This is a genomic window from Phyllobacterium sp., from assembly GCF_037994425.1.
In the GTDB taxonomy this organism is placed as follows: domain Bacteria; phylum Pseudomonadota; class Alphaproteobacteria; order Rhizobiales; family Rhizobiaceae; genus Phyllobacterium.
On the sequence record NZ_JBBNAM010000187.1, the window covers coordinates 1 to 10967 of the forward strand.

Annotated in this window: 11 protein-coding genes and 3 pseudogenes; 6 read left to right on the forward strand and 8 right to left on the reverse strand. The window is 56.6% G+C overall.

Annotated features, from left to right (window positions below; translation table 11 throughout):
- Positions 1–447: pseudogene (locus AAAB35_RS13330) on the reverse strand (universal stress protein); the annotation flags it as partial.
- A gap of 423 nt (positions 448–870) precedes the next feature.
- On the opposite strand from AAAB35_RS13330, the gene AAAB35_RS13335 reads away from it, so the two are divergent.
- Positions 871–1788: a J domain-containing protein gene (locus AAAB35_RS13335; protein ID WP_340668754.1), complete on the forward strand. Its 918-nt coding sequence runs from the start codon at positions 871–873 to the stop codon at positions 1786–1788.
- Positions 1785–2132, forward strand: a complete 348-nt coding sequence (locus AAAB35_RS13340; protein WP_340668755.1) for a hypothetical protein — start codon at positions 1785–1787, stop codon at positions 2130–2132. Before AAAB35_RS13335 ends, AAAB35_RS13340 begins: the two co-directional genes overlap by 4 nt.
- Before the next feature lie 337 nt (positions 2133–2469).
- On the opposite strand, the gene AAAB35_RS13345 is transcribed toward AAAB35_RS13340, so the two are convergent.
- Entirely contained in the window at positions 2470–2670 is a 201-nt protein-coding gene (locus AAAB35_RS13345) for a hypothetical protein (protein WP_340668756.1), read from the reverse strand.
- Here AAAB35_RS13345 and AAAB35_RS13350 point away from each other — a divergent pair.
- Entirely contained in the window at positions 2661–2831 is a 171-nt protein-coding gene (locus AAAB35_RS13350; protein WP_340668757.1) for a hypothetical protein, read from the forward strand. The genes AAAB35_RS13345 and AAAB35_RS13350 overlap by 10 nt on opposite strands.
- Positions 2832–3398: 567 nt before the next feature.
- On the opposite strand, the gene AAAB35_RS13355 is transcribed toward AAAB35_RS13350, so the two are convergent.
- From AAAB35_RS13355 to AAAB35_RS13375, 5 genes and pseudogenes are all read right to left on the reverse strand, one after another.
- Positions 3399–4553, reverse strand: coding sequence for a glycosyltransferase (locus AAAB35_RS13355; protein ID WP_340668758.1), 1155 nt, complete (start codon positions 4551–4553; stop codon positions 3399–3401).
- A complete protein-coding gene (locus tag AAAB35_RS13360) occupies positions 4550–5056 on the reverse strand; it encodes a hypothetical protein (protein ID WP_340668759.1) in 507 nt (168 codons plus the stop codon). Before AAAB35_RS13360 ends, AAAB35_RS13355 begins: the two co-directional genes overlap by 4 nt.
- 168 nt (positions 5057–5224) lie before the next feature.
- Positions 5225–5355: pseudogene (locus AAAB35_RS13365) on the reverse strand (SulP family inorganic anion transporter); the annotation flags it as partial.
- Between the two features lie 872 nt (positions 5356–6227).
- A complete protein-coding gene (locus AAAB35_RS13370; protein ID WP_340668760.1) occupies positions 6228–6350 on the reverse strand; it encodes an ABC transporter in 123 nt (40 codons plus the stop codon).
- Between the two features lie 249 nt (positions 6351–6599).
- Positions 6600–6809, reverse strand: a pseudogene (locus AAAB35_RS13375) (L,D-transpeptidase); the annotation flags it as partial.
- A 350-nt stretch (positions 6810–7159) separates the two neighbouring features.
- Between AAAB35_RS13375 and AAAB35_RS13380 the strand changes: the two are divergent.
- Together AAAB35_RS13380 and AAAB35_RS13385 are read left to right on the forward strand one after the other, a co-directional pair.
- The gene (locus tag AAAB35_RS13380; protein WP_340668761.1) at positions 7160–8146 is read left to right on the forward strand and encodes a methyltransferase; all 987 of its coding nucleotides are present in this window, start codon (positions 7160–7162) and stop codon (positions 8144–8146) included.
- 218 nt (positions 8147–8364) lie between these two features.
- Positions 8365–8544 (forward strand): helix-turn-helix domain-containing protein, encoded by a 180-nt coding sequence (locus tag AAAB35_RS13385; protein ID WP_340668764.1) that lies wholly within the window; start codon positions 8365–8367, stop codon positions 8542–8544.
- Positions 8545–8602: 58 nt separating this feature from the next.
- Here AAAB35_RS13385 and AAAB35_RS13390 read toward each other — a convergent pair whose 3' ends face one another.
- Complete coding sequence (locus AAAB35_RS13390; RefSeq protein WP_340668762.1) at positions 8603–8977, reverse strand: VOC family protein; 375 nt, start codon at positions 8975–8977, stop codon at positions 8603–8605.
- A gap of 698 nt (positions 8978–9675) precedes the next feature.
- On the opposite strand from AAAB35_RS13390, the gene AAAB35_RS13395 reads away from it, so the two are divergent.
- A partial coding sequence (locus AAAB35_RS13395; RefSeq protein ID WP_340668763.1) for a trimethylamine methyltransferase family protein occupies positions 9676–10967 on the forward strand: 1292 nt, incomplete at its 3' end.

The window sequence follows — 10967 nt, forward strand, 5'->3', positions numbered from 1 at the left end:
GCGCGTGGCGCCTTTTGCCGCCACCAATACTGGCCTTCCCGCCCGCAGCACAAGATCGCCAAGATTGATACAACGATCGGGAGTGATCAACACGGAACTGTTGTTGGAACCCGTGACGATCAGATCAGCGACACGCGCCGTTTCAATGAGCAGCTGGGTTGGGGAGACCACCGCTTCACGCCATTCGTGTGAAACAGTTGTACCTATAATGGTATCGAAATCATGATGTAGTTTCTTTTGGCGGTTTTCAATTTCCTCACGCTCAGACCGCATTGTTTCACCCTCAATCACCATACCATCTGGCGTCGTCACCGGAGGTGTGATGTTGGCGGCACAAAACCCAACGAGATACGAATTGAACCGTGTGGCCAGACTGACAGAAAATTCAATGAAGGGAGCGGCGGGGCCATCGATGTTGAGATTCGCGAGGATTGTTCTATAGGACATTACAGTTACTCCGCATTGCTATGTTGTTGCCGCGATTATTTCCGGACAAGCTGATGGAAATGGCTTTTTGCCAAGGTTATGTGGCAAAGTATGCCCCGTCGAGGCGCCGCTGGCAGGAATTTCTTCGTCAGCGTTGCGGCTGTATGATTGAATTGCGATCGCCCCCAGATTTGCAATGCAGTGCCAATGCGATCTCGTCCTTATCGGGCCGGATACGAACGCGACACTTTTCCTGGTTGGCCAGCTATTCCATCGGATCGGAACGGGTCACGCAGATCGTGAGTTGCCACCGAACCCTTCAAGCGGACCGCCCTCATGGAAGCTCGTGATGGGAATTCGGACTTGAACGAACTTGGCTATTGCGGGTACCGTCGGAATGCGAGAATGACCGATCGAGCCATGGCGTAAATTGGGAACATGCGCATGAAGGACCCTTACGAGACGCTCGGCGTCAACAGCTCCGCGACCGACAAGGAAATTAGAGAGGCGTTCAAGAAACTGGCGCGTAAGTTCCACCCCGATCTGCATCCGAACGAAAAGGCAGCAGAGGAGAAGTTCAAGGATATCTCCGCGGCCAACGACCTGCTCAAGGACAAGGAGAAGCGGCGGCGGTTCGATGCGGGCGAAATCGACGCTAGCGGTGCAGAGCGGCCGCAGGAGCGGTTCTATCGCGATTTCGCCGACGGGCCTGCATACGCCTCGCATGCCGCCCAGGATGGGTTCGCTAGCAACGAGGATCTGGAAGAATTCCTTGCGCGGGCGTTTGCGGGCGGGGGTCGGCGGTCACAAGACAGGTCTCGAGCACGCGGCCAGGATGTGAGCTATGTGCTGCCGGTCGGGTTTCTGGAAGCGGCCAACGGTGCTGTGCGTTCGATCACGCTGTCTAAGGGCAAGACGCTGCAGGTGACGATCCCCGAAGGGGCTGAGGACCGGCAGATGCTGCGGCTGAAAGGACAGGGCAATCCGGGCTTCGGCGGCGGGCCGGCGGGAGATGCCTACGTCGAGTTGCATATCGAGCCGCATCCATTCTTCCTGCGCAAGGACGACAACATTCATGTTGAGGTACCTGTTACGCTGAAAGAGGCGGTGCTGGGCGCTCGCATCGTTCTTCCGACCATAAACGGCCCTGTTACCATGACTATTCCGAAGGGATCGAATACAGGCAAGGCGCTGCGACTACGCGACAAGGGCATTCGCAACCTCAAGACCGGACAACTTGGGCATCAGCTGGTAACCCTGAAAGTCGTTCTGCCCTCCGTGATGGAGCCCGAGCTGGTCGCGTTTTTGGAAACTTGGCAGCCGAAAAATCCGGACAATCCGCGAGAGGGAATGCTGGAATGATGCGCGTAGATGACCTTGTCGAGCAAATAGCCCCCCTTCAGCGAAGCGATCTTGAAGACTGGATCCGGGATGAACTGATCGAGCCGCGCCAGGATGCCAAAACGTTGCTCTTCACGGACATGGAATGCGCGCGCGTCCGCCTGATCTGCACATTGCGCTACGAACTCGAGATCGACGCTGACACGCTGCCGGTCGTATTATCACTGATCGACCAGCTCTATGACACCCGCCAGCGCCTGCGGTCTCTGACCGCGGCCGTAATGATGCAGGACAAGTCCGTCCAGGCGGCAATCATAGCTGCGATGGAGCGTGATGGGGGGAGTTCTGCGGCAGATGAAGCGTAGAATGGGCGATGGAGGCGCGCCGGTGACCAAGAAGAGGCTTTTCTGCGCAATGATGGCGATGCCGAACTGGTCAATCTCATTCCGTCCTGCAACTCGGGGAGCGGGCGTCTGGTGACCGAAAACGACATTCTGTTGAAGCGCATTCTCGAAGCGGAAATGGAGGCTGATCGGCAGGTGGTTCTGGACTCTGCCGTGTTGACGATCGCATCGCCGCGTCCCTCGTGAAAGCATGCAATTTTCATGAAACGAAATGCGAAGAATTGATGCCGACATTACTGTTCTCTCTGCGTTGCGTTGCTTATGATGAAACAATAGCAAGCGCAGAGAAGTCGGACGGCTAATTCAGGTTACCGCAGACGAAGATTTTACCTATTACGACAGCCCGGAGAGGATCGCTGACGATACCGCCATCGTCGAAGCGACATTCGCCATCTGCGATGAATTCGAGTCCTACGACTATCGCCGGGTTGGTGCCGCGCTGCGCCAGGAAGACCTGGTCGTGAACCACAAGAAGATCAGGCGTCTGATGTGTCAGCACAACTTGCGGCCAAGAGGCGACGCAGGTTCGTCGCCACCACCGACAGCAATCCTGATGGCCCGACCTTTCCGAATCTGGCGAAGGACATCGTGCCGAGCGGTACCAACCAACTCTGGGTTTCCGACATCACTTACGGCGCGCTACCGACCCGTTTCATCTGAGTCGCCGTCATCCTCGATGCCTGGTCACGGCTGATCGTCGGTTACGCCATCAGTCGGAGCATAGATGCACGTCTGACGGTCGCAGCATTGAAGTCTGCGATAGAGCGTCGCCGGCCGCCGCGGCGCTGCGTCCATCATTCCGACCGCGGCTCGCAATACGCCGCTCAGATATATCGAGATGCCCTGGCTGCCGCCGAGTTGGTCGGCTCAATGGGTCGCAGGGGAAATCCGTATGACAATGCCAAGGCTGAAAGCTTCATGAAAACGTTGACGGTTGAAGCGGTCTACCGATGGCTTTCGAAACGTCCGAAGATGTTGTTGAACATCTTCCCACTTCGTAGAGGAGGCCTACAACAGACCCAGGCTTCATTCGGCGCTCGGTTATCTGAGTCCGCAGCAATCCGAGGATCAACACATCCGGCAGATTGGCAAAACAGCGGCTTGATCACTGTCCACCCTCAGGGGCGCACTCCAATAAGGGATCAACGTTCCGTGCCGATTGACAATCCGGTCCTCACAGTCCGTACTGTGACGTCGCCGGTGCAGTTTATTTGAGATTTTTAGATGCTATACTCCGCAGTAGCCCTGGATCGTCAATTCGGCGATGCGCGGCCATGTATAGTTCTCTCGAACAAGACGCCGACCATTTTGCCCCATAATCAATGCCACTGCCGGGTTGTCGAGAACATGTGCAAGCGCGGAAGCAACATCGGTCGGATCGAGAGAAACCACGATTCCGGCATTTGTCGCTCCAACTTCTGGAAAGTGACAGGCATCGCTGATCACCGCCGGCAGGCCGCAGGCTAGGGCCTCGGTAATGGCAACGCTAAAGCCCTCCTGGCGGCTCGGAAGGCAAAAACAGCTGGCATCCACCAATGCGCGCAATTTATCTACGCCGTAAAGAGGACCGATCAGATGGACCCGGTTCTCTATACCTAATTGATTGACGAGTGACAAAAACCCGGCTCTAGCGCCAGCATCCGGACCCGCTACGACCAGATCAACTTGCGGATGCGATCTGGCTATCCGAGCGAACGCTTCCGCCAGAATATCCAATCCCTTCTTGGTATGAAGCCGCGAAAGGAAGAAAATGACGCGCTTTCCATCAAGCTGCGGTATGCGTTCGCCAAAGAACCCCTTTGCAGGCAATTCGGCAAATTCCTCCAGGAATATGCCATTGGGGATGATGAGGTTTGGCGTCTTGAGCCGGAGCGGTTCGAGCAGACGGGCTTCATCGGCGTTGAGCGCCAAGGTAAACTCTGCACCGTCCAGCATCTTGCGATAGCCGAGAAGAAGGGCCAGCCGCTTTTTCAGGCGCTTTTGCTTCATGCTCCAGACATCAAGCATCCCATGTGGCTCTGTGCAATAGGGAATATGGTACTGCCTTGCGATGCTTGCTGCGTTCTTGAGAATAGGCTCCCATACTCCGTGAACGTGGACAAACGAAGCGTCGCGCAACACGCTGCGTAACTGTGCAGAGCCCTTGAGGCACAGCACTCGCTCGACTCGGTCTGGATCGGGAAGAAGGTGCCAGCGGATTTGCGTGAAATTGGGAACTTGCGCGGCCGACCGAAACGCGCGCTTCCGGATTTCGGTACCACCATAGCTCACGATATGAACATCGTGGCCCAGCGCCGATTGTGCCGCTGCCAATCGCACGCAACCGCCCTGGGGACCTCCCTGGGCGGGATCAATCGAAGAGATGACGTGGACTATTTTCATGCGGCACAATCGGTGGATGAACGACGTTGCCCTGGAAATACCGACAACGCTGCAAGTAAACTTTTGCGGCAACGCTTGACGATAAAGTCCGCGGAGCGCTCGATAGCCTTCTCCGACATTTCTGACCTTATTCCGCGACGCCAGCAAATTGACAAGGCGGTCGTGACCGACAGCAATGGTGGATCGGTACAGACGACGTAAATATCGCCTCTTCTAAGGTTCCATAAGCCCGAAAGGAACGCGGAGATATGGTAGGTCAGGTCTATCGCGATGCTGAAAATGTTCTTGCGTCCAAACCGCGTAGCCCCGAGGCGCTTTATATTGAGCCCTGCCACCATTTCTCTGGCCGGTAGTGTCGCATTGGGATGGTCGTCCAGCATTCGGCTTATGATCGCTGTAACTTTAAGGCCGCACCATGCCAGTGGGAACGCGGGCCCCGATCCCTTGCGGCTGGTTACCGACTGATCAGGAAAAACATAGCAGTTATCGAAAGCGATTTTCATTTGCGGATGACTCGAGCCAGGGCCGTCTGTTAAACACCAATTCTTGGTTTGAATTGTCGCAGTTCACGGCTGGCAAGAACAAGTTCAACAAAGGCATACTACGACCTCTTGTGACCGGTCATCCCACCCTACCCCTTCCGGAGCAGTCATGGCCGTTTTCCGCCCCTGCACTTGAGCCAGGAAGATCAGGATGCCAGTGCATTGACGAAGCCATTGATGACCGCGCGAGATACGAAGCGCATGACCCGACCGAGCTTGAGAAAGCCGGCCGCGATCTGAATGACGCCCATGAAGATAGTCGGGCGAAGAAGTACTGGAGGACCATGCTCCTTTGTGAGGGGACACCATGAGGACCGCGGTCCACCTGTGAGGGGGCGACGCATTCGATTGCGAAAGGTGCTTAGAGGTCAACCTTGTGCGAGCGGGTAAGGCACTACAGCGCGACAGCCTCAGGGAAGGCATGGTTGTCGAATGCACGCTTCTGGTTCGAGGAAAAGACTGCGCAACTGGTCAGCGAGCAAGGCTGCCTAGTTTCGAACGTCGATAAATTTGGCACAACTGAAAAGCTAATCGGCGACGTCCTCAATAGCCTGGAATCGGCGACATCGCACAGATCCAGGAATTATGCGTCGCCCGCAACATTAAAGCCGAGATCGAACTGATTCGGCCGCGGAGAAGACAGCAACTCCACGCACGGTAACGTTCAAAGCACCCACCAATTGATGATCAATCAATTCGCCCTATGGGCCTTGCCCATTATTCTCTTCAGACGCGACATCAACATTCAAATGAGTATCGACTGCGTGATGGATGGCTGTCCGTAATTTGTCCGCGGTTTCTCTGGATAGGGTCGGGCCGAGATTGATGCCGGCAACACCTCCAACAAATAGACCACGGTTTGCGTCTACGGCGATAATGCAGACACAATCGCAATACATCCGAGTCACCGTTCCCCTTCGACGGGCCGATTGGCGGGCAAACTCTCGGATCAAGCGTCGCTATCGAAGGAAATTCCTTGCCCATCGCCTGGAAGGTTCGAGGCTGCCGATCGGGAAGGCATCGAAGCGCTGGCTACTACCCTAGTCGAGGCTTCTTCGCCGGCTTAGTCCGAATCACATGCCAGATGGGGAAGGAATCATGCGACGCCTTCCCCATACGGAACGAGGGTCAGCTATTTGGTAATTACAGCAGGAGCCGGCTCAGGCGGTGGAGCCTTCCCTTTTCCGATTGACCCGCAGGCACTTAAACTGGCAACCGCTAGTACAGCGACTACGGCGACTAGAATTCTCTTCATCCGCAAATCCTTTTTCCTCAACGGCGAGTAGGCCAACAACGGCACGCTACCCACAAACAATGGTGAACACTAGGACCAGGTGCAGGAAACACTCAGGTAGTGTCCGATTTACCACAATCAGGATTAACAGGCCGGGTCGTGGCTAGAATCAGCAAAGCCCACCGTCCAAAGGACGGCGAGCCGACACAGGCGCAAACCGGAGATCACTAAATGATGAACACCGGTGTCCCCAACAGAGTTGCTCGTAGGATAAAGGGCGTCCTCATTTGTGCGACGGATGCACCCCGTTCGAGACGGCCAGGCCGATCGACCATCACTCGTTTGTGCCCCGTGCAGGCGGAACATGGTGTCGCGTCCGTCTTTGTAGAGATGAAGGGCACATGCACCAAGCGGATTGTTCGGTCCACCGGGGACACCGCCCGCATTCTGCGCCAGGCGCGGCTTGCGCTGGATCATGCTTTCGGGGGCGCTTACCGAGCCTTGCCGCAACGGCGACGCTTGCGTTCCTAACGCCCCAAACGGCTAGTTCACAAGTTGAACAGAGCGTCGGTCTGAAGGGGCGAAACCAAATTCAAACCGTGCGAGTGGAGCGTGTGGTCAGATGATGGCACAGCTATCCAAAGATAAAAGATCAGCGCAAAATTACAAAATAACGTCTTGCCAGGACGAATTTCTTTAAACATCTGCGATGCGCATCGAAACAAATTCACAGTTCCCATTTAAAGGATGGGGCGCAAGAAAATTTAGTTTGTCTATTACACCGAAACTGAAGTGGCGCCCGAGCAACCAGATTGCGGAAGGGGATGGACATGGTGGATTCTGATCGTATCGACAACCTGATCGCAGCGGTGCCCCCCGCTTTGGCGCTTCGCGCCGGGCTGGACCTTGGCATCTTCACCCAGCTCGGTGGCAGCGCGGTGACTGCTGACACGCTTGGTGCCGCGCTCAAAATCGAGCCCGATCGTCTGTCGCGGCTCCTCTACGCGCTCGCCAGCATCGGTCTCCTCGAAGTCAAGGATGGTCATTTTCGCAACGGAGCCGAAGCGACGGCCTTCCTCGACGCGTCCAAGCCGACCTATCGCGGCGGCGATCATGCGCTCCTGCGCGAGCTCTGGGGAGCCGACCTGCGGACCGCAGAGTCGCTGCGACAGAACCGGCCGGCTGCGCTGCACGACTTTTCCGAAGCGGGGCCTGAGGCCGCGGTGGCCTTCAGTCGCATGCTCGCACCGGGCGGCGTGATTTTCGGCCGCCATCTGGCCCGGGAGATGGACCTCTCGGCGATCAGTTCGGTGATCGACATCGGCGGGGGCCCCGGGACCATTCTCGTCGGACTTCGCGAGCGGCGGCCGCAGATTGCGGCGACGCTGATGGAACTCCCAACGGTCGCAGCGGTCGCGCCAGATATTCTGTCAGAATACGGTGCCGACGACGTGGTTGTCGAAGAGGGGGACATAACTATCGCGCCATCGATCGGTCGGCACGATCTGGCGATCCTGAAGGCCGTCGTCCAGGTCCTTCCGCCGGACCAGGCGCGCACTTCGATCCTGAACGCGGCGCGCTGCCTCACACCAAGAGGCGAGATTGCAATTGCGGGCTGGGGCGTCGTCGATGACGACCGTCTCGGCCCGCCTGAGGGTGTCTTTCTGAATCTCACGTTCTTGAACCTCTATCGCTACGGCGAATCGTACACTGAAGGTCAGTATCGCGCGTGGATGACCGAGGCCGGGTTCCGGGATATCTCCAGGTCGCGCCTGACGGACGGCTGCACGTTGTTTCGTGCACGCCTCATGGGCTGATCGTGGCTGAATGGTATAGGCATTAACACGCTGACCTGAGGGCCAAAATTCATGGCAGCGGGAAACGAATATCTCAAGGCTATTGTTCGCTCTTGACCCACGTCGTCTCGGCGCTCGGCGGAATTTACACCGCGGCGCCGACAATGCATGATGGAGCAATTACAATGGAACGCCTCGAGAGAACCCACTGAACGGTGGTGTCGTTGCTTTCTTCACTGATGGTGCGATCGGTGGAGAAGGCGTTCCGCGTCCTAGAAGCCTTCGATGGTTCGAACCCCTTAGTCTGGCACAGATTGGCGCCAATGTCGTGGCTGGACAAGAGCGCCGCGCAGCGCTTCACGCAAACGCTCAATAAATTTGCACCTGGCCTCCGTAACGAATCTGGTAAGCCTTTGTAACAAAAGCCGTTTCTCAGATTCGCGGGTCCGATGCACCCCTTACTTTAACAGATTCAGGTTAGGCCTCAGGTTCGTGGCAAACCGCTTCTATGTTGTGCCCGTCCGGGCCAATGACGAAAGCTGCATAGTAGTCAGGGTGGTAGTGCGGACGCAGACCAGGCGCACCATTATCTTTGCCACCCGCCTCCAGAGCCGCGCGATAGAAGGCTTCGACTTGCTGGCGATCCTCGGCCGTGAACGCCAAGTGAAGATGCGCCGGCTTCTCCTCGGTTTGGTACAGGCACAATGAAGCCTTACCCTTTGGGCTAAGCTCGACGCCGTACGTCGGCGGCCCCTCCGATACAACAGCTACGCCGAGGGGTTCGAGTGCCTTGAGGAAGAACGCTTTGCTCGCTGCATAGTCGCTCACTCCGAATTTGACGTGGTCAAACATGAGTTCTCCTCAAAATGTGTGGGCCTGCCTGACGGAGAGGCAATCTTAGCGTTCCTCTACTGCGCATCGTGCAAAGTCTGCCTGCGCTGCGAAGCAGTGCGTCGCGGCCGCTTTGCGTCTCAGACTTTAATGGCATGTCTCAGCCATTAATGGCAAGGAACAGAGGACGGGGAGTCCAGAGGCGCAGTGCCCCGTTGAGCATTTTCATCTACATGAAAAGAGAGAATCCGAAGGCGCGGTCCACATAGAAGAGGAGATCGCCCAAGCCGTTCGTCGTCTCCTTGACTTTTCCCGAAAGCGGTCGGGTTCGCATTCTACGTGTTCTGCATGGCAGATGTGACCCTTCGAGTTTGGCGAGGAGTAGACGCAACTACGATGCATTTCTAGCAGTCCGCGGTTCGGTTCCTTTCAAAGCGGACTAGCGCGGCGGGCCTTGCTTCTGATCAGTTTCTGCACCCTCCCTATCAGGTCATCGAGACGGCAATGCGTTGTGCGCCGACGGGGCGTATCGCAAAATAGGAAACACAGATTTTTGGTTAGAACGCTATCGCGACAGCATCGGTTGCGGCATTGAAGCTTCCATCGTGCTGACTCGTTGACCCTCCTCACTAGAAAAGTGCGATCGAATGGACAAATTTTTCCAGCGTTACAAAGCCATCAAGTCGTTCTAGCCTGTACACAGAATTATGGAGGCTACGATGACCGAGGAAAAGGCGGGCAGACGCGGGCGAACCGCGCGACGCGATGGCGCGGCAAAACCTCACGGTGTGCCCTATATCGTTCGAAACATCCCGACATACGACATTCTGTCGGAAGAAAACCTCCAGAAGATCGAGCGCACGGCAGACCGCATCCTAGCCGAGGTCGGGATAGAGTTTCGCGACGATCCCGTTGCGGTCGATCATTGCAAGCGGGCTGGAGCCAAGGTGGACGGTGTCCTTGTCCGCTTCGAACCAGGAATGCTTCGCGAAATCGTCTCCTCCGCGCCGAGCGAATTCACCCAGTACGCCCGCAACCCTGCAAACAGCGTCCAGATCGGAGGGAACAATGTCGTCTTTTCGCCCGCCTACGGCTCGCCCTTCGTCATGGACCTCGATAAAGGCCGTCGCTATGGCACGATCGAGGACTTCCGCAACTTCATCAAGCTTGCCCAGACTAGCCCTTGGCTGCACCATTCTGGCGGTACGATCTGCGAACCTGTTGACCTTCCAGTCAACAAACGTCACCTAGATATGGTTTACAGCCATATCAAGTATTCAGATCGCGCATTCATGGGATCAGTGACGGCGGAGGAGCGCGCGGAGGACTCGGTCGAAATGGCACGCATCCTTTTCGGTGCCGAGTTTGTTGACCAGAACTGCGTCATCCTGGGCAACGTCAACGTGAACTCTCCGCTCGTCTGGGATGGCACCATGACGAAGTCTCTACGCGCCTACGCCCGCGCCAACCAAGCTGCAGTCATCGTGCCCTTCATTCTTGGTGGTGCAATGGGCCCCGTCACCAATGCGGGAGCCATTGCACAGTCCTATGCCGAGACGCTCGCAGGTTGCGCCTTGACGCAGCTCGAAAGGAAGGGCGCCCCAGTCATCTTCGGAAACTTCCTATCTTCCATGTCGCTACGATCCGGATCGCCGACATTCGGAACCCCCGAACCTGCCGTCGGCTCCATGGTCGTCGGCCAGCTCGCACGACGGCTGAAACTTCCTTTGCGCTGTGCCGGCAATTTCTCAAATTCCAAGCTGCCCGATGGTCAGGCCATGCAAGAAGGATTGATGTCCATGCTGTCGGCCGTCCACTGCGGAGCGAACTTTATCCTCCATTCGGCAGGGTTCCTCGATGGGCTGCTCTCCATGTCCTACGAGAAGTTCGTGATGGATACCGACCTTTGCGGCGCCCTTCATTCCTATTTCGCCGGCGTCGCAGTCGATGATAACACGCTGGCATTCGACGCATTCGAGGAGGTCGGCCCCGGCAATCACTTCCTCGGCTC

What these genes read in the sequence shown, in the direction of transcription:
- AAAB35_RS13335 (WP_340668754.1), top strand. Translation starts at nt 871, where the DNA reads ATGAAGGACCCTTACGAGACGCTCGGCGTCAACAGCTCCGCGACCGAC.
- AAAB35_RS13360 (WP_340668759.1), bottom strand. Translation starts at nt 5,056, where the DNA reads ATGAAAATCGCTTTCGATAACTGCTATGTTTTTCCTGATCAGTCGGTA.
- AAAB35_RS13390 (WP_340668762.1), bottom strand. Translation starts at nt 8,977, where the DNA reads ATGTTTGACCACGTCAAATTCGGAGTGAGCGACTATGCAGCGAGCAAA.
- AAAB35_RS13385 (WP_340668764.1), top strand. Translation starts at nt 8,365, where the DNA reads ATGGTGCGATCGGTGGAGAAGGCGTTCCGCGTCCTAGAAGCCTTCGAT.
- AAAB35_RS13380 (WP_340668761.1), top strand. Translation starts at nt 7,160, where the DNA reads ATGGTGGATTCTGATCGTATCGACAACCTGATCGCAGCGGTGCCCCCC.
- AAAB35_RS13340 (WP_340668755.1), top strand. Translation starts at nt 1,785, where the DNA reads ATGATGCGCGTAGATGACCTTGTCGAGCAAATAGCCCCCCTTCAGCGA.
- AAAB35_RS13355 (WP_340668758.1), bottom strand. Translation starts at nt 4,553, where the DNA reads ATGAAAATAGTCCACGTCATCTCTTCGATTGATCCCGCCCAGGGAGGT.
- AAAB35_RS13370 (WP_340668760.1), bottom strand. Translation starts at nt 6,350, where the DNA reads ATGAAGAGAATTCTAGTCGCCGTAGTCGCTGTACTAGCGGTTGCCAGT.